This is a genomic window from Paraburkholderia sp. RL17-373-BIF-A (assembly GCF_046030175.1).
Taxonomy (GTDB): Bacteria; Pseudomonadota; Gammaproteobacteria; order Burkholderiales; family Burkholderiaceae; genus Paraburkholderia.
Genome location: NZ_JARESO010000011.1, coordinates 99,696 through 124,280, shown reverse-complemented (window position 1 = coordinate 124,280; position 24,585 = coordinate 99,696). Strand labels below are relative to the sequence as shown.

At 63.3% G+C, this 24,585-nt stretch carries 24 protein-coding genes; 13 read left to right on the top strand and 11 right to left on the bottom strand.

Features of this window, described 5'->3' with window-relative positions; genetic code table 11:
- The first annotated feature begins 9 nt into the window (after positions 1 to 9).
- Genes P0D80_RS16155 through P0D80_RS16130 form a run of 6 tightly spaced genes read left to right on the top strand, consistent with a single transcriptional unit; the run spans position 10 to position 6,560 of the window.
- On the top strand, positions 10 to 843 hold the full coding sequence (locus tag P0D80_RS16155; protein ID WP_408178156.1) for a branched-chain amino acid ABC transporter permease: 834 nt from the start codon (positions 10 to 12) through the stop codon (positions 841 to 843).
- Positions 836 to 2,698, top strand: coding sequence for an ABC transporter permease subunit (locus P0D80_RS16150; RefSeq protein ID WP_408285244.1), 1,863 nt, complete (start codon positions 836 to 838; stop codon positions 2,696 to 2,698). The genes P0D80_RS16155 and P0D80_RS16150 overlap by 8 nt, the downstream gene beginning before the upstream one ends.
- The gene (locus P0D80_RS16145; RefSeq protein WP_408178154.1) at positions 2,695 to 3,402 is read left to right on the top strand and encodes a branched-chain amino acid ABC transporter ATP-binding protein; all 708 of its coding nucleotides are present in this window, start codon (positions 2,695 to 2,697) and stop codon (positions 3,400 to 3,402) included. The genes P0D80_RS16150 and P0D80_RS16145 overlap by 4 nt, the downstream gene beginning before the upstream one ends.
- A gap of 31 nt (positions 3,403 to 3,433) precedes the next feature.
- Positions 3,434 to 4,735 (top strand): amidase, encoded by a 1,302-nt coding sequence (locus tag P0D80_RS16140; RefSeq protein ID WP_408178153.1) that lies wholly within the window; start codon positions 3,434 to 3,436, stop codon positions 4,733 to 4,735.
- A 32-nt stretch (positions 4,736 to 4,767) separates the two neighbouring features.
- Positions 4,768 to 5,943, top strand: coding sequence for a transporter substrate-binding domain-containing protein (locus P0D80_RS16135; RefSeq protein ID WP_408285239.1), 1,176 nt, complete (start codon positions 4,768 to 4,770; stop codon positions 5,941 to 5,943).
- Positions 5,940 to 6,560 carry an ANTAR domain-containing response regulator gene (locus P0D80_RS16130; protein ID WP_132377512.1) on the top strand — a complete coding sequence of 207 codons (621 nt, stop codon included), beginning with the start codon at positions 5,940 to 5,942 and terminating at the stop codon, positions 6,558 to 6,560. Before P0D80_RS16135 ends, P0D80_RS16130 begins: the two co-directional genes overlap by 4 nt.
- A gap of 118 nt (positions 6,561 to 6,678) precedes the next feature.
- Here P0D80_RS16130 and P0D80_RS16125 read toward each other — a convergent pair whose 3' ends face one another.
- Positions 6,679 to 7,605 carry a hypothetical protein gene (locus P0D80_RS16125; protein ID WP_408285236.1) on the bottom strand — a complete coding sequence of 309 codons (927 nt, stop codon included), beginning with the start codon at positions 7,603 to 7,605 and terminating at the stop codon, positions 6,679 to 6,681.
- A 584-nt stretch (positions 7,606 to 8,189) separates the two neighbouring features.
- Between P0D80_RS16125 and P0D80_RS16120 the strand changes: the two genes are divergently transcribed.
- The 3 genes from P0D80_RS16120 (at position 8,190) to P0D80_RS16110 (ending at position 12,050) form a co-directional block, all read left to right on the top strand.
- Positions 8,190 to 8,561, top strand: a complete 372-nt coding sequence (locus P0D80_RS16120; RefSeq protein ID WP_132377510.1) for a YciI family protein — start codon at positions 8,190 to 8,192, stop codon at positions 8,559 to 8,561.
- Complete coding sequence (locus tag P0D80_RS16115; RefSeq protein ID WP_408285233.1) at positions 8,558 to 9,826, top strand: RNA polymerase sigma factor; 1,269 nt, start codon at positions 8,558 to 8,560, stop codon at positions 9,824 to 9,826. The genes P0D80_RS16120 and P0D80_RS16115 overlap by 4 nt, the downstream gene beginning before the upstream one ends.
- A gap of 292 nt (positions 9,827 to 10,118) precedes the next feature.
- Entirely contained in the window at positions 10,119 to 12,050 is a 1,932-nt protein-coding gene (locus P0D80_RS16110) for an SMP-30/gluconolactonase/LRE family protein (protein WP_408285230.1), read from the top strand.
- 202 nt (positions 12,051 to 12,252) lie between these two features.
- On the opposite strand, the gene P0D80_RS16105 is transcribed toward P0D80_RS16110, so the two are convergent.
- The 6 genes from P0D80_RS16105 to P0D80_RS16080 all read right to left on the bottom strand — a co-directional run bounded on the left by P0D80_RS16105 (position 12,253) and on the right by P0D80_RS16080 (position 17,976).
- Positions 12,253 to 13,236, bottom strand: a complete 984-nt coding sequence (locus tag P0D80_RS16105) for a fatty acid desaturase (RefSeq protein WP_408285228.1) — start codon at positions 13,234 to 13,236, stop codon at positions 12,253 to 12,255.
- A 151-nt stretch (positions 13,237 to 13,387) separates the two neighbouring features.
- A complete protein-coding gene (locus tag P0D80_RS16100) occupies positions 13,388 to 14,176 on the bottom strand; it encodes a CDP-diacylglycerol diphosphatase (protein WP_408285225.1) in 789 nt (262 codons plus the stop codon).
- A 49-nt stretch (positions 14,177 to 14,225) separates the two neighbouring features.
- Positions 14,226 to 15,680 (bottom strand): indoleacetamide hydrolase, encoded by a 1,455-nt coding sequence (gene iaaH / locus P0D80_RS16095; protein ID WP_408178146.1) that lies wholly within the window; start codon positions 15,678 to 15,680, stop codon positions 14,226 to 14,228.
- Positions 15,661 to 16,614 carry a ferritin-like domain-containing protein gene (locus tag P0D80_RS16090; protein ID WP_408285222.1) on the bottom strand — a complete coding sequence of 318 codons (954 nt, stop codon included), beginning with the start codon at positions 16,612 to 16,614 and terminating at the stop codon, positions 15,661 to 15,663. The genes iaaH and P0D80_RS16090 overlap by 20 nt, the downstream gene beginning before the upstream one ends.
- 132 nt (positions 16,615 to 16,746) lie before the next feature.
- Positions 16,747 to 16,962 (bottom strand): DUF6566 family protein, encoded by a 216-nt coding sequence (locus P0D80_RS16085; protein ID WP_106277508.1) that lies wholly within the window; start codon positions 16,960 to 16,962, stop codon positions 16,747 to 16,749.
- Positions 16,963 to 17,313: 351 nt separating this feature from the next.
- A complete protein-coding gene (locus P0D80_RS16080; RefSeq protein ID WP_408285219.1) occupies positions 17,314 to 17,976 on the bottom strand; it encodes an NADPH-dependent FMN reductase in 663 nt (220 codons plus the stop codon).
- A 460-nt stretch (positions 17,977 to 18,436) separates the two neighbouring features.
- Between P0D80_RS16080 and P0D80_RS16075 the strand changes: the two genes are divergently transcribed.
- Entirely contained in the window at positions 18,437 to 19,108 is a 672-nt protein-coding gene (locus tag P0D80_RS16075; protein WP_408285216.1) for a J domain-containing protein, read from the top strand.
- Positions 19,109 to 19,112: 4 nt separating this feature from the next.
- Here P0D80_RS16075 and P0D80_RS16070 read toward each other — a convergent pair whose 3' ends face one another.
- On the bottom strand, positions 19,113 to 19,778 hold the full coding sequence (locus P0D80_RS16070; protein WP_408285213.1) for a gamma-glutamylcyclotransferase: 666 nt from the start codon (positions 19,776 to 19,778) through the stop codon (positions 19,113 to 19,115).
- Positions 19,779 to 20,142: 364 nt separating this feature from the next.
- On the opposite strand from P0D80_RS16070, the gene P0D80_RS16065 reads away from it, so the two are divergent.
- The 3 genes from P0D80_RS16065 (at position 20,143) to P0D80_RS16055 (ending at position 22,871) form a co-directional block, all read left to right on the top strand.
- Positions 20,143 to 21,711, top strand: coding sequence for an MFS transporter (locus P0D80_RS16065; protein WP_408285210.1), 1,569 nt, complete (start codon positions 20,143 to 20,145; stop codon positions 21,709 to 21,711).
- Between the two features lie 209 nt (positions 21,712 to 21,920).
- Positions 21,921 to 22,121 (top strand): hypothetical protein, encoded by a 201-nt coding sequence (locus P0D80_RS16060; RefSeq protein ID WP_132377499.1) that lies wholly within the window; start codon positions 21,921 to 21,923, stop codon positions 22,119 to 22,121.
- A 225-nt stretch (positions 22,122 to 22,346) separates the two neighbouring features.
- A complete protein-coding gene (locus tag P0D80_RS16055) occupies positions 22,347 to 22,871 on the top strand; it encodes an arsenate reductase/protein-tyrosine-phosphatase family protein (RefSeq protein WP_408285207.1) in 525 nt (174 codons plus the stop codon).
- Positions 22,872 to 22,931: 60 nt separating this feature from the next.
- Here the strand turns inward: P0D80_RS16055 and P0D80_RS16050 are convergent, their stop codons facing one another.
- From P0D80_RS16050 to P0D80_RS16040, 3 genes are all read right to left on the bottom strand, one after another.
- On the bottom strand, positions 22,932 to 23,213 hold the full coding sequence (locus P0D80_RS16050; protein ID WP_408285204.1) for a hypothetical protein: 282 nt from the start codon (positions 23,211 to 23,213) through the stop codon (positions 22,932 to 22,934).
- Positions 23,214 to 23,522: 309 nt separating this feature from the next.
- Positions 23,523 to 23,849 (bottom strand): H-NS histone family protein, encoded by a 327-nt coding sequence (locus P0D80_RS16045; protein WP_132377496.1) that lies wholly within the window; start codon positions 23,847 to 23,849, stop codon positions 23,523 to 23,525.
- Between the two features lie 105 nt (positions 23,850 to 23,954).
- On the bottom strand, positions 23,955 to 24,185 hold the full coding sequence (locus P0D80_RS16040; protein WP_408178138.1) for a hypothetical protein: 231 nt from the start codon (positions 24,183 to 24,185) through the stop codon (positions 23,955 to 23,957).
- Positions 24,186 to 24,585 lie beyond the last annotated feature (400 nt).

Sequence of the window (24,585 nt, the reverse complement as noted above, 5' to 3'; positions counted from 1 at the left end):
GAGAAGACAATGGTTCTTGCACTCGATATTTTCACAACCGCGGCGGTGCTGTTCATCGTGACCGCAGGATTGCTGGTGATTTTCGGCGTGATGAAAATCGTCAATTTCGCCCATGGCGCGCTGCTGACGATAGGCGCCTACGCGAGCTTCGTCGTGACGCAGCTCAAGCTGAGTCCGTGGCTCGGGCTGCCACTCGCGATTGTGGTGGGTACCGCCGTGGGCATGCTCGTCGAGCAGGTGATCGTCCGGCCGCTCTACAAGCGTCCGCTCGACGCGATCCTCGCCACCTGGGGTCTGGGTATCGTGATTGGGCAGCTCATCGTGATGGCGTTTGGCCGCGAGGCGCAGTTCGTGGAGACGCCGCTCAAAGGGGCTGTCACTATCGCGGGGACTGATTACTCTGCCTACCGTTTGCTGCTGATCCCGATCGCGCTCGGTCTGTGCGTCCTCATGAGCGCGCTTCTCGCGGGAACGCGCTTTGGCATCAGGACACGCGCGGTGATCATGAACGAGGACCTGGCGCGAGGTCTCGGCATTCATTCCGGCCGCATCCGTTTCATTACCTTCAGTCTGGGCGCGGCGCTCGGTTCCCTCGCCGGCACGCTCATTACGCCGCTATCGAGCGTCGATCCCGATATGGGGCTGCCGTGGCTGGTGAGCGCGTTCATGCTGGTCATGGTTTCAGGACACTCGATGCTCAGCCTGCTGGTGACGTGCCTCGTGTTCGGCGCTTGCCAGGTGCTGGTCAGCACGTTCGTCAGTCCGGTACTGGGCGGATTGACGATCGCCGTGCTGGCGGCGCTCACGTTGCGGATTCGTCCCAAGGGGTTCTCTCATGGCTAAAGTCGACGAATCGGTGCATCGTGCCGGTGCTCCAACTGTGCAAGGCGACGGGCAAGCACGCAAACGGCCAACCATTCACGGACGCGGTCTGCTCATGGCCGGTGGGGTGGGTGTGGTTCTGCTGGCCGCCGGTCCGCTTGTTTTCGGCTCGTATCTGCTCAACGTCCTCATTCAGGCTTTCTTCTTTTCCATCGTGGCCGTGACCGTGGATATTCTGTGGGGTTACACCGGCTATCTGACGTTCGGGCAATCGGCGTTCTTCGGTCTTGGGGCCTATGCCGCAGGTCTCGTGTTTACGCACGGTGGTTTCTCGGCGGGTTATGTGGTGCTCGCACTGGGCGCGGCAATCGCGGTGACCTCGGCCGTGGCTGCGTTGCTCGGCTGGTTGTCGTTCTATCGCGGCGCGTCGCCGTTTTTCGCGACTGTGATGTCGCTCGTATTGCCGATCGTTCTCAGCCAGTTGCTACTCTCCGGCGGCGCGTGGACCGGTTCGAGTTCGGGACTCACCGGCTACGAGACCTTCGATCTTTCGCTGCAGGCCTGGTACTGGCTTGCCGGTGCGGCGCTGCTGGTCGTCGCCACGCTTGCGTGGCTATTCGTGCGAAGCGACGGCGGCCGCGTGCTGGCTGCCATTCGCGACAACGAATCACGCTGTTCGTACCTCGGCATCAATACGTCGCTCGTAAAGATCGCCTTGCTGGTTGCGACCGCAGCCATCGCCGGTCTCGCGGGATTCGGCTACGGATCGTTCAGCGGCGTGGTCGCGCCCGAGCTGGCCGGGTTTGTCCTCGGCACCCAACTGATCATCTGGGTCGCGCTCGGCGGCAGAGGAACGTTGTGGGGGCCGGTGATCGGCGCGCTTCTGATCAATGTCGGGACCGCCTATCTCAGCGGCAGCATGCCATTCGCGTGGCAACTGATCCTGGGCGCCGCGTTCGTGGCCGTCATCGTGCTATTGCCGCAAGGTCTGGTGCCGCTGTTGCTAAAGCCATTGCGCCATCTGGCCGGTCATGGCGCCGAACCGGAACTGGTCGAACGCGACGTAGGTGTGGCTCATCAACGGGATCTGTCAGCGCCGGCCCTGCAGATGAGCGGCGTTGCCAGGCATTTCGGCAGCCTGAAAGTGTTGCAAGGCATCGACCTGAACGCCAATGGAGGTGAGCTGGTTGGTCTCATCGGCCCGAACGGCGCCGGCAAAACGACGCTCATGCGCTGCATGAGCGATGGTGCGGAACGCTCCGCCGGCACGGTTGTGCTGTGTGGCCACGATGTCCGTCAATTGCCGCCGGACCGATGCGTGCATTTCGGGTTGGGGCGCAAGTTCCAGAACGCGAATATCTTCGAGACGCTTACCGTTGCCGAGTGCCTGAAAATCGCGGGCACCATCATCGAACGGCCATCGCTGTTCCGACGTTCCACTACGCTTGCGCTGCCGCCGTATGCGCTGGAGGTGCTTCGTACCACTCATCTCGATCAGAGGCTGGGCGCCGTGGCGAAGGATCTGTCGCACGGGCAGCAGCAGGCGTTGGAACTGGCGATGGTGCTCGCCCTGGAGCCACGGATCGTGCTGCTCGACGAGCCCACGGCAGGTTTGACCAAAACGGAGCGCACGCAAATCGGGGATGTGCTCGCCGCATTGGCTCACCAGTATCAGCTTTGCTGTCTGCTGGTGGAACATGACCTCGATTTCGTGGCCGGGATTGCCACGCGCATCGTGGTGCTGCATCAGGGGCGTATCGTGATGCAAGGCAACTTCGACGAAGTAGTCAACTCGGAGCTGGTCAGAACGATTTATGCAGGGACCGCGCAAAGCGCCGCGGCAGGCGAAAACGTCGGACAACAGGAGGCGTCATGAGCCGGATCGCGCTGGAATTGCAGGACGTGACGAGCGGGTACAAGGCTTCGGTCGTGCTCCGCAAGTTGTCGATGACCGTTGCCGACGGCGAGGCCGTCGCGCTGCTCGGCAAGAACGGCATGGGCAAGACGACGGTGCTCAAGACAATCATGGGCTATCTGCCGAAGCAAGCCGGCGCCATCCGGGCGCGGGGGCAAGATATCACGCGCATGGCGCCTCACCAGATCGCGCGAGAAGGCATTGCTTACGCGCCTCAGGAACACGCATTGTTTCAGGACCTCACCATCCGCGACAATCTGCGTCTTGGGCTCGCGAAGGCATCGGCGTTCGACGAACGCTTTGCCGGGATCGAGCCGGTGTTCCCGGTGTTCGCGAGTCGTCTGAAGCAATTGGCCGGCACGCTTTCCGGCGGCGAACAGAAGATGCTGCTGGTGGCGCGCGCGCTCATGATGCGTCCTTCGCTCATTTTGCTCGATGAGATTACGGAAGGGTTGCAACCGTCCGTGATCGAACGTCTCGCCGACGCGCTGCTATGGGAACGCAGCCAGCACGGCACGGCGCTGCTGCTGGTAGAGCAAAATGTTCCCTTTGCGCTGGAGGTTGCCGACCGCTACGCGGTACTCAAGCAAGGCGAGATCCTCGAGCATGGCAACGCGAAGGATGAAGCGGCGGTGGGATCGATCTTCGAACACTTGCGTGTGTAACATGCGGGACGACCATGACGATAGGCGACACATGATGAACGCAAACTCATTTTATCGACCCCGCTCCGGACTGGACATGCTCGAGCAAACTGCCGCCGACCCTCGCGAGCGCGGTCGCGTCGTCCTCGAGTCGCTCGCGCGCATCGAGGAAGTCGAGCCGGAGGTGAGGGCGTTGACGGCCGTTGCGCAGCGCGAAACGGCGTTGACCGCGGCTGCTGGTGCAACGGGGCCGCTGGCCGGCATGCCGATCGCGGTGAAAGATATCTTCGACACGAGCGACCTGCTCACCTGCTACGGCTCTCCAATTTACGAAGGCCATCAGCCGAAGTCCGATGCCGCGATTGTCACGCTGTTGAGGCGCAACGGCGGCATCGTCATCGGCAAGACCGTCACCAGCGAGTTTGCCTATATGAACCCGCCGGTGACGCGCAATCCGTGCGACCTGGCGCGTACCCCCGGCGGATCGTCATCCGGGTCGGCCGCCGCGGTGGCCGCCGGGATCGTGCCTTTCGCGATCGGTTCGCAGACCGGCGGCTCGACCATCCGGCCCGCTTCGTTCTGCGGCATCGCTGGCTACAAGCCCACGCTCGGCATGTTGCCGACCGTCGGCATGAAGTGCTTTTCGTGGTCGCTGGACACGGTTGGCCTGTTTGGCGCCGGCGCGCGCGACGTGGCTTACCTCGCGCAGGTGCTGTCGGGCCACCAACTGGCCGTGGACGATGTATCCGCCAACCCGGTATTCGGCGTGCCGGACAGCTACCCATGGACCGAACCGTCCGCGAATGCCAGCACCGCGCTCGACACGGCGGTGCGGGCCATCGAGCAGGCGGGGGGCCGTGTGCGGCGTGTGCGTTTCGCTCCGTGGATGGCCGACCTGGTCGCCGCGCACAATACGATTCAGAGCTACGAGTCATATCGGGCACTGGGCTTCGAGTACGATCATCACCGTGCCGATCTATCGCCACTGCTCGCCGGTTTTCTTGAGCGTGCTGCGAGGGTGGATACGACAAGCTACGCCAAGGCGTGTGTTCTCGCGGAACAGGCGAAGACCAGGCTTGCCGGGTTGTTCGACGGTATGACCGGACTGCTGACGCCCAGCGCACCCGACGAAGCGCCCGACGGCCTGGCGTCCACAGGCGACCCCGCATTCAATCGCAATTGGACGTTGCTCGGCTGCCCGTGCGTGAACGTGCCCGGATTGAAGGGCACACGAGGCGGCCCGATTGGCGTGCAGGTGATCTGCCGCCCGTGGGACGATGCCCGATGCCTCGAGGCTGCTGCGTTCGTCGAGCAGGCGATCGCTGCGTCAGTGGGACGTGTTCCCGCGACCTAGGAAACGAGGAAGCGATGCAAGGAGGAAGCGAAATGGAGGCAAGCTCGCGACAGTCGGCCAATCCGGCGCCCGCGGACGATGGTTGGCGCATCGGCGTGTTGTACTCGCGCACGGGCGTGACTTCGGCAACCGAGTCGGAGCATTTTTTCGGCACGGCGCTCGCGATTGAAGAAGTCAACGCGGCCGGCGGAGTGAGCGGGCGCCTGCTCGACCCCGTTGTTTACGATCCGAAGAGCGATCCCGATGAATACCGCCGGCTCGCCACCCGGATGCTGCAGGAAGACGACGTGACCGTGATTTTCGGCTGTTCGACCTCGTCGAGCAGAAAGGCGGTTTTGCCGGTGATCGAGCGCACCAACGCATTGCTATGGTACTGCTCGATCTACGAAGGGTTTGAGTATTCGCCCAACGTGATCTACACCGGCGCGGTGCCGAACCAGAACAGCATGCAACTGGCGGCCTACCTGCTGCGCAATCATGGCCGCCGTTTTTTTCTGGTGGGCGCCGACTATATCTATCCGCGAGAATCGAACCGGATCATGCGCGACATGGTCGAGCAGCATGGCGGTGAAATCGTGGAAGAACTCTATCTGCCGAGCGACGCAGATCCGGCGGCGCTGGAAGAAGTGGTGCGGCAGATCAGGAGCGTCGAGCCCGACGTCGTGTTCTCCACTCTGATCGGGCGAGGTGCGCGTGCTTTTTATCGGCTGTATCGCGAGCACGATATCGACCCTGCACAGATTCCGATTGCAAGCTTGACGATGACCGAAGGCGAAACGCGGATGATTGGCCCCGAACTATGCGGCAGCCACATCATCTCGGCGAGTTACGTCAACACGCTGAACCTCGCGAGTAATGAGCGCTTTCTGAAATCATGGCATGCGCGATTCGGCGATCAACCGGCCAGCATGTGGTCGGAGATGGCGTATAACCAGGTGCATCTCTTTGCGCTGGCGCTGGCCCGTAGCGGAAGTCTCGATACGGCGAAGCTGGTGGAGGCGGTGCACGAAGTCGAATTCGATTCGCCGGAAGGGCTGCTGAAAATCGACCCGGAGAACAATCACGCGATACTGACGCCGCGCATTGCCGTGTGCCGGCCGGACGGCTCGTTCGACATAGTCTGGGAGGGGCGAGGTCCGATCAAACCTGATCCGTATCTGACGTCGTACGGATTCGCGGAATTCTGGCTCGATGGAGAATCGGTATGAGCACGGGGGCCCGTCGCCTTTTCGACGATCTACGCACGCTGCGCGTCCTCGTGATTCATCCGCCGGGCGACGACCGCATTGTTCTGGAAGAGCAGTTGCGCCGCATCGGCTGTCCGGTGCGCGTGCTCTGGCCGTTTCCGTCGCAGCTGCCGGCCGATGTCGACGCGATTTTCTTTCTCGTCGGCCCCGAAACCCGCAGCGCGGGCAACTGGTGCGCAGCCGATACCGAAGCAACGTTGATCGCGCTATCCGACTACGAGAATCCAACGGCGCTAAAAATGCTGGTGGATACGCAGGCGCATGGCGTCATCACGAAGCCCTACCGTTCCACCGGCATCCTGAGCACCCTGGTGCTCGCGCGCGCGTCCTCAGGCTATCAGCAGCGGTTGCACAGCAAGGTCGCGAAGCTCGAGGAAGCGATCAAGGCGCGACGCCACGTCGAGAAGGCCATCCGCATCCTCATGGAGGCGCACCAGCTCAGCGAAAATGAAGCCTACGAGCACATTCGTTCGAGAGCGACAAGTCTCCGGGTCACGGTGAGCGAGATCGCTACGCTAGTGATCGATGCACATGAGGCAATGGAAAAACTCGGTCTTGCCAAGGGATCAAAACTTTGAGTCGTGACGGCGCCAGTGCAACGCCGGCGAGAATTGATATCGGACGACGCGCTTCCGAATCCATTGCGCGACCTCACAGAACCTGCCGGTCCCAACGACGCCCGCGCTGCTGCGCAATCTACTGGGCGGTCTGCTGACGTTGATACTCGTTGTGCTTCATTTGCATGTAGTCGGCGCGGCTGACCTCGTGCAATTGCCGCGGATACTGCTCGGTCGCATCGAACCAGTCGGTGAGGCGTTTTTCGAGGCGGGCGTTGGGCGGGCTGGAAAGCGCACCCAGGTACGCATCGATGGCTAGGTAATAGCGCATGGTATTGCGTTCCACCAGGCCGCGCACGCCGCCGATGTACTGCGTCTCGCCCGTCGACTGATCGGGCGTGGAGGAAAAGCCAACCTTGTCGCTGCCGATGGTCGCCAGATAGGTTTTCATCGCAAGCCGTCCTGTCGTGCCATAGCCGTAGGCGTAGGTCAGATGGATAAAGGTGCGGTTATCGCCCACGGGTATCGCCTCCATCACGATACGGTAGTCTTTCGTACTCAGCGGACCCGTGGCGGCCGAGAGTTCCACGCGAAGATAATCCGGGTTGGTCGCGGCCGGCCGATAGTTGAATTGCACACGGTAGGACGAGGAAAGCGATTCCTCGGTTTTCTTGCCGATGTTCACCGCGAGGACCGTACCGCTGGCGCTCGTCGATGCATGGCAGTACTTGGTGTTCAGGTGCAGGATCAGCACGTCGCACCAGTTGGCCGGGCCCTGAGTCGGGTCGTTGAGCGTGCCGTTGACCGTCGCGAACGGATAGTTGAGCACACCGTAAATATCGCCCTTGAGCGCCGAGGGCAACTCCTGCGATTCGAGGTAGAGCGGTCGCTGGAACTGGTTGTGCGCGAGCTGCTGCGTCAGACTCTGGAATTTGTCGCGCAGGCTCGCTGCGTTGCCGGCCGCTTGCGCGAAGGCGCTCTGGCACAGGCAGCAGAGCACCGCCAGCATCGCGGCCATCAGCCACTGACTGCGGTTGCTTGCTGCAGATTTGGCAAGCCTGCTCATGGACGCACTCCTACTTTTGGCTCAGGTTGCGGGGCGCCGTGCGCGGATCGGATCGTGGAGCCCTCGTTGCCCCGCATTCTTGCAGGAGGTGGAGGGGTTTGTACATCCGTAATCGCCGCTGTCGTGCAATCGGCCATTGCCGACAGTCAGGCATCGTCGCGGGTGAAACGGACCGCGGGCCGGGTGTCACCTGATCGACAGCTTCAAGGTGTAGTTATTGACTCTTCGAGTTACTCGGCAGGTTATCGATAGAGCGATTGCGGGAGAAGTCGAGCGACCTTGGTGGGTGTCGAGCGTGGGACAGTTGAAAGTCAGATATCCTCACCGAGATTGTTGCGATCCCTGCGGGAACCGGGCTTTAATGCAGTCTGCAATGGTGCGGTGAAATTGATAGCCGCGCGGAGCGGATGGCGGGCTCGCCCGAAGTGACCGCGCGCAGGGTCCTCGACGGAGGCGACCGATTGACGCGGGTGCGTCGTTCGCGATTTTTTTAACGCCGCCTGTCCGTCAGCATGCGGCCCGAGCGTCATTGTAATGGCGGCCCGATGTCATTCAGCCGCCTTAACCCCATGACGGAGGCTCATATGCAATACCTATTGATGATCTATTCGGAAGAAAACGGCTGGAACCAGATGACCGACAGCGAGCGGCAGCAAGGGGTTGCCGCCTATCAGGCGTACACCGAATCGTTGAAAAAAGCGGACGCGCTGGTGGGCGCCAACCGGCTCCAGCAGACGAGCACGGCCACCACGGTGCGGCTCGTCGACGGTAAGCCGCAGGTGCTGGACGGACCTTATTCCGATTCGAAGGAGCAACTCGCCGGCTACTACCTGATCGACGTGCCCAACCTGGACGCGGCGATCGCGTGGGCGTCGCGTTGTCCCGGCGCGGCGCACGGCCTCATGGAAGTGCGCCCGGTCTGGACTGCGCCTTACGATGCGCCATCCGCTGCATGAGTCCGGGCGGCGGCGACCGTGACGCTGACGGCGCCGCGCATGCGATTGCCGAGACGGTCGCGCGCCGCAGTTACGGCAAGCTCGTCGCGCTGCTGGCGATGCGCACGCGCGACGTCGCCGCGGCCGAGGACGCGCTGGCCGACGCGTTTGCGGCCGCGCTCGCGGACTGGCCGCAGCGCGGCTGCCCCGCGAATCCCGAAGCGTGGCTGATGACGGTTGCGCGCCGCCGGGCGGTCGATGGCGCGCGTCATCGCCGTGTCGGCGACGAAGTGGTGAACCAGCTGGCGATCCTCGCCGACGAGATCGACGAGCGTGAAGCAGGCATGTTGCCCGACCGGCGGCTTGCGCTGCTGTTCGCGTGCACGCACCCTGCGCTCGAGGCCGCGATTCGCACGCCGCTGATGCTGCAGGTGGTGCTGGGGCTCGAAGCGAAGACGATTGCGTCCGCGTTCCTGATGTCGCCGGCCGCGATGAGCAAGCGCCTCGTGCGGGCAAAGAACAAGATTCGCGAAGCGGGCATTCCGTTCAGCGTACCCGAGCGCGAGGAGTTGCCCGGCCGGCTCGCCGCGGTGCTGGAAGCGGTCTATGCGGCGTATGCGGAAGGGTGGACCGATCCGGTCGGCGGCGATACCGCGCGACGCGATCTTGCCGGCGAGGCGCTGTTTCTTGCACAACTGCTCGTCGAATTGCTGCCCGAGGAACCAGAGACGCTTGGTCTGCTCGCGCTGATGCTGTATGCGCAGGCGCGGCGCGATGCGCGACGCGATGCGGCCGGCGACTACGTGCCGCTGTCGGCTCAGGATCCGGCGACATGGAACGCGCCGATGATCGACGCAGCCAATGCACTGCTGCGGCGCGCGAACACGCTCAACGCAATCGGACGCTTTCAGCTCGAGGCCGCGTTGCAGTCTGCGCACGTCCACCGTTGCCGGACGCATCGGCCGAACTGGGACGAGGTCGTGCAACTCTACGATGCGCTACTTACGATTGCAGCATCACCGGTGGTCGCGGTGAACCGCGCGCTCGCGCTGGCCGAACGTGACGGCCCGCAGGCGGCGCTCGACGCGCTCGAACCGTATGCGCACGATCCGCGGCTGGCCGACTATCAGCCGTACTGGGCCGCGCGCGCCGATCTGCTCGCGCGTGCCGGCGCGACGGCCGAAGCGCTCGGCGCTTACGATCTCGCGATCGGACTCGAACGCGATCCGGCCGTGCGCCGGTTCTTGCAGCGCAAGCGCATCGAACTGTCATCGACGAGGAGTTAAATTGGCGCTTGCGTTTGTCACGCGAGGTTGCAAGCCGCGCGCGCTAACGCCACTCAGACCCGCGCTATGCGAGTCGCGTATGCCGCTTGCATGAGCCTGTTAGCTGCCAACAGGAGATGGTCGACCTTCGCTCAAGAGGTCACTGACCGACAAGAACACATGAACCCTACGAAGCTCTGGAGTCCATCCTCAATATGATCTAAAAATGAGGAGGCGCGAATTGCACGCTATGCGTCTCGAGTTAATGAGGTCATTCACGTGAATGATCGCTACATCCAGGAGAGCAGCAGTCATGGTGCAAATAAAACGAATTCATGCTGCGCTCTTCGCCGCAGCGATCGCCACGATTGCGCCGGCCTGTCAGGCGCAAAATACCACCGACTGGCTGGCGAACACCTATGGGACTCTCGCCGCCCACGTGGGTAACACCGCGCGTTCCATGTGGGTCGCGCCCGAGGGCGTCATCTATACGGCATCCATGTGGGACGAGTTCGAGGGTGGCGTCGCGATCTACCAGAACGGCAAGAGCCTCGGCTCGATCGGCGCGCACGGCGAGTTTCAGGGCGGCGCGATCACGGGCAACGCGACGTCGATCTTCGCGGCACTGCAGCCCGGCGGGTCGTACGGAAGCGGCGCGGTGGGACGATACAACCGCACCACCAAGGCTCGCGATCTTTTGATTCAGGTCAGTGCGTCGACCAACCAGCCTCGGGTCGACGTCATCACCGGACTCGCCACGGCGGGCTCGCTCCTCTATGCGAGCGACTTCTATGGCAATCGCGTCCGCATCTACACCACCGACGGTGTCTGGAAGCGGGACATCAACGTGTCGGGGCCGGGCGCGCTCGCCCTGGATGCCGCGGGCAACGTCTGGGTCGCACAGAAGAGCGAGGGCTCGACTGTCGAGTTCAGTCCGACTGGCGCGCTGCTGAACACCATCCGTATGCCCAGTGGATCGCAGCCGTCGTCGCTCTATTTCGATGCATCGTCGGGGCAGCTCATGATAGGGGACGAGGGCCCCGACATGAACATCAAGCGCTACAAACTCTCGGGCACGCCGACGCTGGCCGGTACATTCGGCATTCAGGGCGGCTATCTCGACACCACGACGGGAATCAAAGGCCAGGTCGGCGCGAAGCGCTTCACCCGCGTCACTGGCATCGGCAAGGACACCGCCGGCAACCTCTATGTGCTCAACAACCCGTGGGGCGGAAGCTGGGACCTCGGCCGCAATGGCGGCACCGACATTCATGCGTATAACAGTGCCGGCAACCTGCGGTGGACGCTTCAGTCCCTCAACCTCGAGGGCATCGCCGCCCCGGACCCGGCCACGGATGGCGCCTTGTTCTATGGCGGCACCAACATCTACAGCGGCAGCGCTGGAGGCACCTTCGTCGCGAACACCGTCGATCCGTTCACCTACCCTTCGGACCCGCGCATCAACATGAACGATCACTCACGGGACGAGCACTTCGGTCAACTTGCCACCGTCGGTGCCAACCGGATCCTCGTGGCGTCCGGCCAGAATCCCGATATCTTCTACTTCTTCCACTTCAATGCTGCGAATGGCTACATCGCCATACCGGACGCCACGCTTCCTGGTCCGGCGTTCAAAACGACCGCGGCGGTCAGGGACGGATTCAGCATCGACAGCAAGGGGGGCGTGTGGGCGGGTCTGGATAAGACGGGCTTCATCTACCACTACCCGCTGACCGGCTTCGACGCCAGCGGCAAGCCAACATGGGGACCCGGCATCCCTATCCGCATTCCCGCGAGCATCCAGCCGCTGACGCGCATCGTCTACCTCGCGGACAGCGACACCATGATTCTCGGGCAGGGTGTCGTCGGGAGTACGGACTGGACCTCGATAGGCACGCGGATCGAGGTGTATCACGGCTGGAGCGCGGGCAACACCACGTCACCCAATCCGGTGATCAACCTCACCCATGCCGGCGCCAAGTCGATTGACGCGGCCGGCCGCTACCTTTTCGTCGGCTACTGGTTCGGCAGCGGTCAAGCTTTGCCGAACATCGACGCCTTCAATCTCGCTACAGGCAACCTCGACACCACGCTGGTCAACACCAATAGCCGTGCCGTGGACGCCAGCAGCGCGATCGATGCGATGTACGGCATCAGGGCATACCTTCGATCGACGGGCGAGTACGTGGTCACGAAGAACAACGTCAAGGGCTCCAGTATTACTGTTTATCGCTGGACGCCCTGATCGTGCGTTTCCGTAGACTCTTCACCTCAGGTGCTGGAACCGGCGCGAACAATCAATGTATCGGCGCGTCACCTGCGAATGTCCTCTCAGCAGATTGCGTGCGGACATTCGCCGTCTCCTATCGACTGGCAGCTTCGCATGCATGCGGCTGGTAGTAGACCACCGGGTTCGCGATTGCTCGGCGATTCGGACCGCCTGTGCGCTACGCCCTGCCGAAAGCAGGCGGATTCCTCTCGATGAAATCGGGCAGATTGCCATGCACCGGATGCGCAACCGGTGCGTATGCGTAGAGCCTCAACCACTCGCTATAACCCTGTACGAGAAAGCCTCCTGAACGTTCTATGTACAGCTGGCGGGAGGTCTCGTAGACGACTCGAAGCGCAAACCACGGCACATGCGGCAAGTCGTGATGAACCAGATGGTAGTTGTTGTTCAGAAACAGCAGACGCCAGAACCACGCCGCTTCGTTGATGACCGTGCGATGCTCGTGTGCCTGCGCCGCACGATGTTCCTGAAACGAGCGGATCGAGCCCAACGACAGCGCGCCATAACCCGCGCCGACGACAAAGACCCACGCCGGAATCCCACACGCACGTTGCAGCCAGGCCGTGAGCCCGGCGAGTGCGGCGAAGTGCGCGAGCCACACCGGGACATCGCGCCAATCGCCGCTTCTGATTCGACGCAGCGCTTGCACGCCCGTTGCGGCAATGGCGAACGCCGGCCCGATCAGCAGGCGCCCGATAAACGTATTGCGGAAGGTCAGCAGTGCGCGAATCGCCCAACCCGCGCGTCGCCACACGAGCGCGCTGACGAAGTAGCTCTCGGGGTCGCGCTCGGGATGCGTCAGATGCGGATCGTCGTGATGCTGAAGATGTGAGTCGCGATAGATGCCGTAGGGAAACCACACGGCGAGCGGCGCGAACCCTAGCAGAGCGTTGACGAACGGCGAACGCGTCGGATGGCCGTGCAGCAGTTCATGTTGCAAGGACATGTACCACGTGCCGAGCACGGCCAGCAAGAGAGCGGTGAGCGGCAAGCCGAGCTCGCGCGCATGCGTCGCCACGCCGAACCATCCTCCATAGATCGTCACGATCAGCGCCCAGGTCGGCCATTGCGTGCGCCAGGTCCAGCTTGTCGCCAGGCGGGCGAGTGCGTTGCGTTGCGTGTCGTCGAGATAAATCGCCATGGGCGGGATCGGTCGGAATGCAGGTTCAGACCGATCCTACGGACCCGCGCGCGTTGCCAGAACCAATTTGTTCAGCAATGCATCTGCTCAAACGTGCATAGGCGCGCGGGCCTAAGCACCGGCGCGCTCTGCGAGCTTGCGGGGCAGGCGCTTACGGCGCGTCCGCCACGCGGCAGGCGTGATCCTGGAGGCCTTCCGCCGAGCCGCTGCCGTTGTCCACGTCGAGCCCGCTATTCACGACCAGCCAGCCGTCCTTCTGAGCGGACGGCCCCGCGCCCGTCACGAGAATGGTTTGCCCGGCCATCGCCGCAGCGCCCTGGTTGTCCCGCGCGACGATGCGAAACGGGTTGTCGGCCCCCTCGAGCGAAGTCACGCGCATGATGCGGTAGCGATTGCCGTCGAGCGTCTCCCAGCGCCATTCATCGGGCGAGTCTTTGGCGTGGCGCGCGAGCGCTTCGCTGATATCGCCGCGTATGCAATCGATATGGATATGCAACTGGTTCTGCGTGCGGCGATATTGCGAGTTGATTTCGAGGCTGAGCTGATTGTCAGGCAGCGAGCGCTTGACCGACTTCTCGACATAGGTGCGCGCGTCCCAAGCGTCGACCCAGTAATCCTGCGCGTGCGGCGCGAGCACGAGCGGGCTTTCGATCCCGGTAATGCGGTCAGTCGGAATCAGCAGATGCTGCGAGCGTCCGACGATATCCTTCAGGATCGCGTAACGTTTGTTCAGGTCGACAAACGTGCATTGACCCGGCGTGCCGGTGGCCTGCTGAGACGGCACGCAACGCAAATCGACGATCTTCCACAGCGCATTCGAATCGACCGCGGCGAGGCGCGCGCATGCGCTGGCGGCCAAGGCGATAGCTAACGCCGCGGCGATTCGCGCGCCGTGGCGCAAAAGGACCCGCTGCAGGAGAGCGGGCGTTGGTGTTTTCATCGGCGTTTTAGTCGAGTTTTTTAAAGGCGTTGTGAAGCTCGTTGCGGTATCAAAGCACCGGCGCCGGCAGCGCGCCGAGAAGCTGTTCGAACGCCACGCCAATCGCAAGAAGACGCCGGTCTTCGCCGAGCGGGCCGTCCAGTTCGAGTCCGACCGGCAAGCCGCTCGCGGTCATGCCCGCCGGCAGCGAAAGCCCCGGTATGCCCGAGGTGCTGGCCGGATCGGTGTTGCGTAGGAACGCGTCCATGGTGTCGATCGCTGCCGAACCGTCGATCGAGACTACCGACGAGCCGTTGATGTCGTCGATCGGCACGGCGGCGAGACGCGTGGTCGGAAACAGCAGCGCGTCGAGCCGCTCGTCGGCGAACGTCGCGGCCATGTACTGCTGCAAGCGCGGACGCCAATGATTCAGCGCGGCCTCGTAGCGGTCGCCCAGCACATCGTCGAGCACGCCGTCGTAGATCGCGCGCACGTCCGGGCTGGCAATGCGGGCCGCCATTTCGACGACGGTTTTGACGGGCGCGTCGTTGGCGACGAGCCAGCCCAGCACGTCCTCGAGCGGCTCATGGATCGCGATCGGACCGCCCACCATGCCGTTTAGCTCGTCCAGTTCGCTCATCGCCACCGGCACGAGCACCACGCCCGCCGCTTCGAGTTGCTTCAACGCGGCCCGCGCGACGTCTTCCACCTGGCGTTCGAGCCCTTCCCAGAGCGGCGCGGGCAGACCGATGCGCAACCCGTTCAACGCGACGGCCGGCAATGCGCCGGCGCCGGTGATCACGCCGTCGAGCAGCGCGATATCGGCGACGGTGCGCGCCATTGGCCCGACCGTGTCGCGCGTATGGCTGATCGGCACCACGGCGTTCGGATCGTGATAGCGCCGTTCGGGGCCGCCGTTGCCGACCGACGGACGAAACCCCGCCGTGCCCGTCAACGCGGCCGGGATGCGGGTCGAGCCGCCGGTGTCGGTGCCCAGGCCCGCGGGCACGATGCGCGCGGCAATCGCCGCGGCAGTGCCGCCCGACGAGCCGCCCGGAATCAGCGTGGGATCGTAGGGATTGCGCACCGGCCCGGCATGCGTGGCGAGGTTCGTACTCGTGATGCCGAATGCCAGTTCGTGCATATTCGCCTTGCCGAGCACGATCGCGCCGGCGTCGATAAGGCGCTGCACCGAAGGCGCGTTGGTCTTCGGCATAAAGCCCTCGAGCGCCGGTGTGCCCGCCGAGGTCTGCATGCCCGCCGTGTTGATGTTGTCCTTCACGACGATAGGCAAACCGGCGAGCGGCAAGCGAGCCTTGTCGGCCGCGGGCAAGGCGTCGATGCGCCGCGCGGCGGCGAGCGCGCCGTCGAGCTCGAGCGTGGTGAGCGCATTGAGGCTCGAGAGCGCCGCTGCGCGCGCGAGCAAGGTGGCCACGTAGTCGGCGGCGTTCAGGCGGCCGGACTGTATCGCGGCGACGGCTTCTGTAGCGGTCAACGCGAGTTGTTCATCGACGGTCCATGTCATGGCCGGCGTCTCCTTGTCCTGATGGGATTTCCCGGCGCGAGGGTTTCATGAAGCGCAGTGCGAAGCGCGCCAGCGTGGGCACCAGCTTGGGCCGCAGCAGTCTCGCATCGTAACCGCTCATGCGCCGGACGTTTTCCGCGAGGCAGAGCGCGAACAGGTCGCGCGCGTTCATGGCTTCACCGATTACGCTGCTGCTCGCGGGCAGAAAATTCGAATCGTGCGCCATGCCTTTAGCGTCGATGCCTCTCGCGATGGCGAGACGCTGCCACACCAGCACCACCCAGATCGCGGCCACGCGCAGCGAATGCCACGGTCTGCGCCAGAGTGGCATGGTGCGCCGATACCACGCGACCCAGTTGATAAAAAACAGAATGTGGCGCGCTTCTTCGTGAATCACGGGCTCGAGAGTCTCGACCAGCGCCTCGGGAAAAAAGCCCGACTGCCGCGCCGAGCGGAATAGCCCGAACGCAAAGAAACTGTCGACGCACTCGCTATAGCCCGTGCGCATCCATTCCCATTCGGCGTCGCGCGGCGGCGGATAGTCCGGCTCGGGCGCGATCTCGATGCCGTACGCGGCGACCAGCTTCGAGAGCACGTGCTTGTGACGCGCTTCTTCGTCGCCGTCCATGGTGATGGCTTCGCGCAGCAGGGGATCGCTCAGTTGCGCGGCATAGGTATGGACGGCGATCGACGCGCGGCCTTCGGTCTGCACCGCGATGTCCCAGATCGGCAGCGAGCACAACCGCTCGAGCGCATCGGGCGGCAGCGCCGGCCATTCGATCACGGCGGGTTTATAAGGGTTGTGGGTTTCAAGCAGCATCCGGCAAAACATCTGCTTGTGCGGCTCGGAACCGATCTTCACGCGGGCGGGGCCGCGGAATGTCCAGTGGCGTAGGGTGCGGTCTTCGGCAACATCTGTCAGTGTATCGGACATGGCAGGCGTACAGAGGGCGAACTCGATGTGTCGCCTATTCTGGCACAACCGTTCAAATTCCGATGCCGAGCGGCGCAAGCTGGCCCGCGCCGCTCCCAGCGCAAAATGATGCAAATGACGCGATCGGTGATTCTACTGGTGGTTATCGATCCACATGCGTCCCCAGCGGAATGCGTAGGCCAGCGCGTGCTCTTCGTCGAAGAAGTAATCGAGCGCGTCGAATGAATAATGCTGCTCGTGATTCGCGGAAGTTTTCTCGATGGTCAGGTTGGCGGCGAACAGGCCGTTGGGGAGTTGTTGTGCGGCCGGTGCAACTTCGTAACCCTTGTAGCGAATATGTGCGTTCATGATTTTTGGCAATCGTTGTGCCCCGCTTGCGTTGCGAAAAGGCCGGCACGTCGGACGCAACCCGTAGCGTCACGCGGCCGGTAAATCAGCGGGCAGGATCAAGCCTAGGCCGCGCTGCGCAGCGGGTGAACCAATCTTTCGTCGTAAGCAAATCAGGAGGGAGGTGTACAGGAGCCCCGATCGGATCATATTCGCTGTGTTCAAACACACTATCCGGCGTTGCGGATCACGGGTCTGTTATATGCCGCACGGTTCGCGCGAACGACCGCGCCGTGGGCCGCGCAAGCGGGTCCACGGCGTCGTGAGTCTTGTGGCGAAAGGGATGTAAACCGGGGGACTTAAACCGGGGATTTAAACCGCGTGCAGGAGGCGAGCGGGTTGTGCTTCCTTGAGCGCGGTGCCGGCAAGCGGCGCGGCGTCCGGCGTGCGGTGTGTGTTGAATGCCAGCGCGAATTGCGCGGCCTGCTGGCCGACGGTGGCGAGTTGATCGATCACCTTCGCGTCGGAACAGGTATCGACGGTGTCGAAGCGCGTTTCCAGCGTGTTGATGCCAGCGCCGAACGGCGTTGGCCAGCCGCGCAACGCGTGGACGATCGAGCGCAACGACGTCAGCACCGACCCCGCGGCCTGCCAGCCATACGCGGTGACGATACAGCCAACCGCCCGGCCATCCAGATAGGGGCGCTCGTCGGCGCGCAATTCCTCGAGCGTGTCGAGCGCGTTCTTGACGAGACCGGACACGCCGCCGTGATAGCCGGGCGTGGCGATGATCAACGCGTCCGCGTGGCGCACCGCCTCGATCAGTTCAAGCTGTTCGTCCGTGCGGTGAGCCTGTTCCGGGGCGTAGTGGGGCAGGCTATGCAGGAAGGTGCCGCCGAACAGGCGGGTGTTCGCGCCGGCTGCTTGCGCGCCGCGCAACGCGAAGCCGAGCGCGCGTTCGGTCGACGAGGCGGCGCGTGTCGTGCCGCCAATGCCGATGACGAGCGGCCGGCGATGATGATCGAAACTGGTCAACGAAATGCTCCTTCGGTAGCGGCTCACGGCGCGCCGGCGCGGGGCTGCGCGCAGCGGGCCGGGGCGAACCGGACTTTGAAGTGTCATCTTAATCAGCGCCGGGCGCCGCACGAAGCGACTTTTTGTTCTAACGATATAACCGCGCGGCGTGTTGGCAGCGCGGCGGCGCGCCCGCAGCCGGCGTCGTGGAGCCCATGCCGCGTACGCTGCAATGCACTTGAAGCCGCCCCGGATAAGCATATGGCGAAGCATTGTTTGGGGGCGCGATGACCTGCGGCTATGATCGAATCGTCTCCTCCATGACACCTCCTTGACATGGGACTCGGCCTCGCCACGCCAGTGGCGGGGCTTTTTTTTATCCGCCGGCTGAAGGGCGCATACGCGGGCCACTTCACGATAAAGCCGTTTTTTGCATGTTACGATCGTCCGCGAAGCCAATCACGGCGAGGTCGAGCAAGCAATGGCAACTCTTTATGACACCCTCGGCGTGCCTACGCACGCCACGGACGAAGAAATCAAGCGGGCCTACCGCAAGGCCGCGATGAAGTGGCATCCCGACCGCAATAGCGGCGCCGAAGAAGTGGCACGCGCCACCTTCCAGGAAATCAAGGACGCGTACGCGATCCTCTCCGACGCCGCGCAGCGCAAGGTGTACGACGCGGTCTACGCCGAGCAGATGCGCAGTTGGGAAGCGCAGCACGCACGCCAGCAGAAGGCGCAAGCCGAGCGCGAAGCGGCGGCGCGCGCTGCCGACGAAGCCGCGTATGCGGAGATGGTCTCGCTCGCCATGCGTTTCGCCGACGACGGCCACAACCGCGATGTGCTGTTCGGCGTGCTGCTCGGGCGCCAATGCGAGGCACGGCGAGCCGCGCAGATCGCGGACAGCGTGTCGGCGTTGCAGGCCTCGCGCCGCGAAGCGGCGAAGGCGGAGGCCGAGGCCGCAGAGGCGTCTGAGGTCTCCGATGTTTCAGCCCAGTCCGAGGCAACTTCAGTGAAACAGGACGCCGCCAGGCATGGCGCGCCGGCCGGCCGCGCCAATTCGGGCAAGCGCGAAGAACCCGCTGCCGAGACCCATCCGGCCGGCGTACTCGAAGGTTTGTGGTTTCAGTTCCTCAACGGCTTGCGGTTTTGACGCATCACGCCGGCTGCCGGGCGATTCGCGTCAGTTCTGAGGCGAGTTCGTCGATATAAGGATCGTTCAGGCCGCAGTCTGCGAGCGCGCTCTGCAGCTTGAACACGTACTCCGCGTTGGTGCCGAACAGACCGGTCGCCACCGCCATCAACGGTGCGATCAGCGGTGCTCGCGCGTCGCCTTCGTATTGCGAATTCCCGTGATCCGCCACGAAGGCGATCGCCGATAGTTCGGTGCCGTCCTCGAGCGTGAGCGGCGCCCACGTCGGACGATAGGCGCCGGTCACCATCTCGCGAATCCAGAGAATGCGCAGCTCTTCTTCGAGCGTCTCGCCGCACAGGCGCAACGCGACGCCTTGCGTGCTGCCGCCCTGTTCGAGCGAAAGCATGCGGCCTGGCTGCTGCGGCGTGCCGCGTCCGGCGATCATGCGGATGCAGAAGCTGCGATGCCAGCCGTGCAGGGTCGCGATGCGGCGGCTGTCGAAGTCCGAGATCGGATTCCACATCAGCGAGCCGTAGGCGAAGACCCAGACATCGCCGGTGTCCGGACGCTGCTGCATGGTGTGCGCGAGCGACGCGTCGATTTGCGCCTGCGTCCACAGCATTTCCTTGGGCAGCGATTCAAAACTTTCGAGGTAGGCGCCCGAGCTAATGGCGTTTCTGTTCAGCATCCCGTGATTTCCGTCGTGGTGTGGCGTGGCGCTCGGCCGGTCGGCATGACGTCCGCGCAAAAACTCTCAAGCTCAGTATGAAGGCGGGACTGGCCGCGATAAATCCGTCTGGGGTAAATAGTGCGTCGCGCTCAGCAGCACAATCGGCGGGCACGCAACGCCGAATGCCCTAGCGGCGGGCCGGGCCAGGCGGCGGCGATTGCCGCATTTCAGGCGGCTCAGTGACGACAAGCACGCTCTTTATCCGTCGCCAATCCGCCAACAGAATAGCGACCTTGAGCGCTTGACGAAGCGCGCTCGGCCCGCGCCTGGCCGGTGCCCGATCGTCCGCGCCACTTCCGGATTCTTATCGAAGGGCCAGTTGATGAACACTGCAACCTCATACAAAACGGACAGCGGCAAACCGCTGATTCTCGCCGCCGTCTGTCTCGCCGCGCTGGTGCTGCCGCTAGCTTTTTCCGGCGGCGCGGTCGCGACGCCCGCAATCGGGCGCGACCTGGGCGGCAGCGCGAGCGCGTTGACCTGGGTCACGAATGCCTTCATGCTCAGTTTCGGCAGCCTGCTGATGGCCGCCGGTGCGCTCGCCGACCAGTTCGGCCGCAAGCGGCTTTTCGTGAGCGGCCTGGGCGGCTTCATCGTGACCTCGCTGGCGATGAGTTTCGCGCCGTCCGTCGTCTGGCTCGACGTCTTGCGCGCGATGCAGGGCGTCTGCGCGGCGGCGTCGCTGGCGAGTGGATCGGCGGCGCTCGCGCAGGAATTCGACGGCCACGCCCGCACCCGGGCGTTCAGCATGCTGGGCACGAGCTTCGGCATCGGACTCGCGTTCGGTCCGCTGATGGCCGGCGCGTTGATCACGCACTTCGGCTGGCGCGCGATCTTCCTGGCGATTGCCGCGATCGGCGCGCTGGCCTTCATCTTCGGCGTGCCGCGTATGCGCGAGACGCGCGATCCGGTCGCAAGCGGCCTCGACTGGCCGGGTACGATCACCTTCACCGCCACGCTGGCGCTCTTCACTTTCGCCGTGATCCAGGCGCCGCAAAGCGGCTGGTCGAGCCCGCTGGTGGCCGGCACGCTGGCGGCGTCGGCGCTGTTGCTGGCGGCGTTCGTGCTAGTGGAAATGCGCGTCGCGCGGCCGATGCTCGAACTGAGCCTGTTCCGCTATCCGCGCTTCGTGGGGGTGCAGATTCTGCCGGTCGGCACCTGCTATTGCTACATCGTGCTCATCGTGATGCTGCCGCTGCGCTTCATCGGCGCCGAAGGTCTCAGCGAGATGGACGCCGGTCTTCTGATGATCGCGCTATCGGTGCCGATGCTCGTCGTGCCGATGCTCGCCGCTTCACTCACGCGCTGGATCTCGGCGGGCGTGTTGTCGGGTATCGGTTTTCTGGTCGCCGCAGCGGGGCTTTACTGGTTGAGCCGCGTCGACATGAGCGCCTCGCGGGCGTCGATCATCCTGCCGATGCTTGTCACCGGCATCGGCGCGGGCATGCCGTGGGGCTTGATGGACGGCCTCTCGGTAAGCGTCGTGCCGAAGGAGCGCGCGGGCATGGCGTCGGGCATTTTCAGCACGACGCGCGTGGCGGGCGAGGGCATCGCGCTGGCCATCGTCACGGCTTTGCTCGCCGGACTGGCGCAGGCGAGCCTCGCGCGACTCGTGCCGCACGCCGACCCCGCGATGGCCGCCCATCTCGCCGAAGCCGCGCAGCGGTTGACGACGGGCGACCTGGCGCAAGCGGCCGCGAGCCTGCCCCAAATCGGCAGGCGCGAATTGGCGCTGACCTACACTCACGCGTTCACTCGCCTGTTGCACGTGTTGATCGCGATCACGCTGCTGTCCGCATTTGCGTCGTTCGCGTTTTTGAGTCGCACAGGATCGCGCGACGATCGAAGCGGCGAGCCGCAATGCGAGACCACCGAATCCGCAGCCGTGTGAGGAATGACGCTCTGGCCGGTAGGCGATAGAGGTAGACCGAATTGATATAGACAGCGGCCTTTAGCGTTCGAATTTGCACTTCTAGAATCAATGACACGTCCGCGACAGTGGTCGCTCGAACGCCGCCGTGAAGAGCGACGCCTGCTCATTGCCACGCGGTCCTGCTTCGTTTGACTTTCACGCAGTCAATCCTGAGAGGCACGACGGCTATGTTCACTTTCATCGTTGTAGTTGCGGTGGCGGCATTTGTTCCCTACGTCGCGGCACCGAGCATCGCCAATGGCGTCAAGGCAATCAGCAACCCGCCCGCGGCCATGATGTTCGACACGTCGCCCGCCGCGGCGTCCGACGGAAACGACGCGGCCAACCGGATCGTCTCCGACCGACGCGAGAGCGACGCTGCTGTCTGAAGCGCTCGATCCCGGCTGGCGCCCCACTGAAGGCTTAATGAAAGCTCGACGCTTGCGCTGGTACACTCCCGCGCAAGCGCGACGCGCGGTGCCCGTGAGCGACCAACCCTGGTACAAATTCTCGTGGCGCAACAAATTTGAACATCGTAGTGTCACGAGGGCGCAAGACTGAGCCGGCAGAATTGCACACAGAATCAAACAAAAAAACACGGGTACGGGGTAAGCGTGACCAGAAAATATAAGGTGCTGTTTCTCTGTCGAGAGAATTCAGCACGCAGCATCATTGCCGAAGCTTTGTTGCGGGAACTGGCGGGACACCGGTTCGACGCGTTCAGCGCGGGGCCGGAACCGGCCGCGCGGGTTCATCCATTCGCGGTCGCGCAATTGCGGCCCGGCATCTCGGACCTCGGCATTCTCAGCCCGAAAAGCTGGCTGGAATTCACCGGCGAGTGGGCACCGCGCATGGATCTAGTCGTCGCGCTCGACGAATCCGTCGACGCACATCACACGCCCGCGTTTCCTGGCGAGCCTGCGTCGTGCACCTGGGCCTTCGCCGATCCGCTTGCCGACGACATCGCCGAGTCCGAGCGGGCGCGTCTATTCGAGAAGGTGTTCTGGCAAATCGTGCGGCAGATGAGCGCGTTTATCGAACTGCCGCAATATGCGACGCCGGCCAGCGTTGCGGCCACTGCGGCCGCGATCCCCGCTTTGAGCGCCTCGACGCAGCGCGTCACGACGTGTGACGCCTGAACACTTTGCGCAGGCGCCGCCTCGGTCTTAGTCAGGCCTGAGGCGAAACGCCAGCAAGAGTCACTGCGCGGGTTTCCCTGCATTCATTGAATCGCCGGGCGACACCGGCTGCGGTTTGCCATTGGCCGAATCCATGTTTTTCATGATGGTTCCCGGCATCGGGTCCAGTGGATTCGAGACGGGATCGCCCCAATGGGTCATGCCCGCGGTCGCCGCGCTGTGCGCGTTGCCTCCGCCGCTGCCGCCCTGGCCGTTGCCGCCGCCTTGTGCGAGCGCCGCACCGTTTGCCACGGAAAGCGCGGCGACGCACCCCAGCATGATTTTCAGCATTGAGTTGCGCATGACCTTTCTCCTTGCGAGCTCATCGGCATCAGGACCGCTGTGAGCCGAACGTATACGGCTCGTGATTGCCGTGAGCGGTCCTCGAGATGCAACGCGCCATTGCGCTGCTCTGTCGGGATATACGGCGGGCACAGGCGTCTGGATGCAAATGAGCAATGCGGGGGCAACGCAGGTCAAGCGCACGCGACAACGCATCACATGCGTGCGTGGCACGGGTACAGGCGTGCTTGCGAATCTGCCGAAACAGCGATTTCCACGGAGGAAGTGCGGGGTGATTTCTCTACGCTAGCGGCTGGAAAATGCGGTGGTCTATCGGTTGTTCGAACGCGCAAGCGGGCTTCCGGCGAACGGGTCGTTCTGCCAGTCCACGCGCTTTTTCGGCTGCGGGGCAGGCGCCGGCGCGGCCGACAATTCAAAGTGGTCGATGGATTGACCTGCGCTGATTGCCTGTTTCAGCCACTGGGGCATTTCGCCCTGGCCGTCCCAGCTATCTCCAGTTGCGCTACGGTAGCGTTCAGCCTTTTGCGCGGCCGGCTCGGATGCCAGCACTGCAGCAAGGTCTTCTGGTTTGATGCCAAACTCTTCCATGCGATGGCGGAGATACGCAATCATGCTATCTCGCTTCCTTTCGTCCATAAGATATTCGTCCTTCTAAAACGTCCGGCGTTCTGTCAATTACAGATTGCAAGGGAAATCCGCGAAAGCATCGGCCCATATAAATGGGGACGGCCCGCGGTGTGGTTATCGATTGAAGGAAATTCCAAAGGCAGCATTTAAAAAACGTCGCACCATATATCGCGGCGCAGCAATTAGCCGACCCGGCCGCCTATCAAATTCAGGGATGTCGATCAGTGAATATTCAAGCGCTTTGCCGCGCGGCAAGGAAGGCTGCGTACGACTCACGCTGAGCCTCATGCCCACAAGGGAAAAAACGGTATTGACGATGCACTGATTGCGGCAGGCCGGTTTCATCTCCACGCTCCGTCTCTCGCCGGTACTTCGCGTGGGGCCGATTATTGACGTTATGTCAGCATCATAACGCACTGTGCGGCCAACGCACGTACCGGTCTGGATGATTTTGTGCAAATCCCTTCTATCGAACTACTCCGGCTGCGGCAGACCGGACCGGGTGTTCCGCGATTGAATTCCTGATTGGCCGAGCTATAAAGAAAACAGCGGAGCCAAAATCCGTGCTTCCAGCCTGCGGCGACTGATTCCGGCCAGCCGCGAGAACGCGTCCGACATCGGTTGCAGGTCTGGCAACTCATTACTCGTTTAGTTCGATGACTCGCCGCAGCAGTTGGCATCGGCATCGACTCGTCCGTCAGCCCATTGGGCAGCCTGGCTTTTTTTCGCGGATCAATTCTTTGGA

Excerpts from the sequence above, each read along its gene's own strand:
- P0D80_RS16120 (WP_132377510.1), top strand. The coding sequence starts at position 8,190 with ATGCAATACCTATTGATGATCTATTCGGAAGAAAACGGCTGGAACCAG.
- P0D80_RS16045 (WP_132377496.1), bottom strand. The coding sequence starts at position 23,849 with ATGGACGAAAGGAAGCGAGATAGCATGATTGCGTATCTCCGCCATCGC.
- P0D80_RS16115 (WP_408285233.1), top strand. The coding sequence starts at position 8,558 with ATGAGTCCGGGCGGCGGCGACCGTGACGCTGACGGCGCCGCGCATGCG.
- P0D80_RS16075 (WP_408285216.1), top strand. The coding sequence starts at position 18,437 with ATGGCAACTCTTTATGACACCCTCGGCGTGCCTACGCACGCCACGGAC.
- P0D80_RS16065 (WP_408285210.1), top strand. The coding sequence starts at position 20,143 with ATGAACACTGCAACCTCATACAAAACGGACAGCGGCAAACCGCTGATT.
- P0D80_RS16060 (WP_132377499.1), top strand. The coding sequence starts at position 21,921 with ATGTTCACTTTCATCGTTGTAGTTGCGGTGGCGGCATTTGTTCCCTAC.
- P0D80_RS16125 (WP_408285236.1), bottom strand. The coding sequence starts at position 7,605 with ATGAGCAGGCTTGCCAAATCTGCAGCAAGCAACCGCAGTCAGTGGCTG.
- P0D80_RS16145 (WP_408178154.1), top strand. The coding sequence starts at position 2,695 with ATGAGCCGGATCGCGCTGGAATTGCAGGACGTGACGAGCGGGTACAAG.
- P0D80_RS16130 (WP_132377512.1), top strand. The coding sequence starts at position 5,940 with ATGAGCACGGGGGCCCGTCGCCTTTTCGACGATCTACGCACGCTGCGC.
- P0D80_RS16105 (WP_408285228.1), bottom strand. The coding sequence starts at position 13,236 with ATGGCGATTTATCTCGACGACACGCAACGCAACGCACTCGCCCGCCTG.
- P0D80_RS16070 (WP_408285213.1), bottom strand. The coding sequence starts at position 19,778 with ATGCTGAACAGAAACGCCATTAGCTCGGGCGCCTACCTCGAAAGTTTT.
- P0D80_RS16090 (WP_408285222.1), bottom strand. The coding sequence starts at position 16,614 with ATGTCCGATACACTGACAGATGTTGCCGAAGACCGCACCCTACGCCAC.
- P0D80_RS16110 (WP_408285230.1), top strand. The coding sequence starts at position 10,119 with ATGGTGCAAATAAAACGAATTCATGCTGCGCTCTTCGCCGCAGCGATC.
- P0D80_RS16100 (WP_408285225.1), bottom strand. The coding sequence starts at position 14,176 with ATGAAAACACCAACGCCCGCTCTCCTGCAGCGGGTCCTTTTGCGCCAC.
- P0D80_RS16040 (WP_408178138.1), bottom strand. The coding sequence starts at position 24,185 with ATGAAACCGGCCTGCCGCAATCAGTGCATCGTCAATACCGTTTTTTCC.
- P0D80_RS16155 (WP_408178156.1), top strand. The coding sequence starts at position 10 with ATGGTTCTTGCACTCGATATTTTCACAACCGCGGCGGTGCTGTTCATC.
- P0D80_RS16050 (WP_408285204.1), bottom strand. The coding sequence starts at position 23,213 with ATGCGCAACTCAATGCTGAAAATCATGCTGGGGTGCGTCGCCGCGCTT.
- P0D80_RS16140 (WP_408178153.1), top strand. The coding sequence starts at position 3,434 with ATGATGAACGCAAACTCATTTTATCGACCCCGCTCCGGACTGGACATG.
- P0D80_RS16150 (WP_408285244.1), top strand. The coding sequence starts at position 836 with ATGGCTAAAGTCGACGAATCGGTGCATCGTGCCGGTGCTCCAACTGTG.
- iaaH (WP_408178146.1), bottom strand. The coding sequence starts at position 15,680 with ATGACATGGACCGTCGATGAACAACTCGCGTTGACCGCTACAGAAGCC.
- P0D80_RS16135 (WP_408285239.1), top strand. The coding sequence starts at position 4,768 with ATGGAGGCAAGCTCGCGACAGTCGGCCAATCCGGCGCCCGCGGACGAT.
- P0D80_RS16085 (WP_106277508.1), bottom strand. The coding sequence starts at position 16,962 with ATGAACGCACATATTCGCTACAAGGGTTACGAAGTTGCACCGGCCGCA.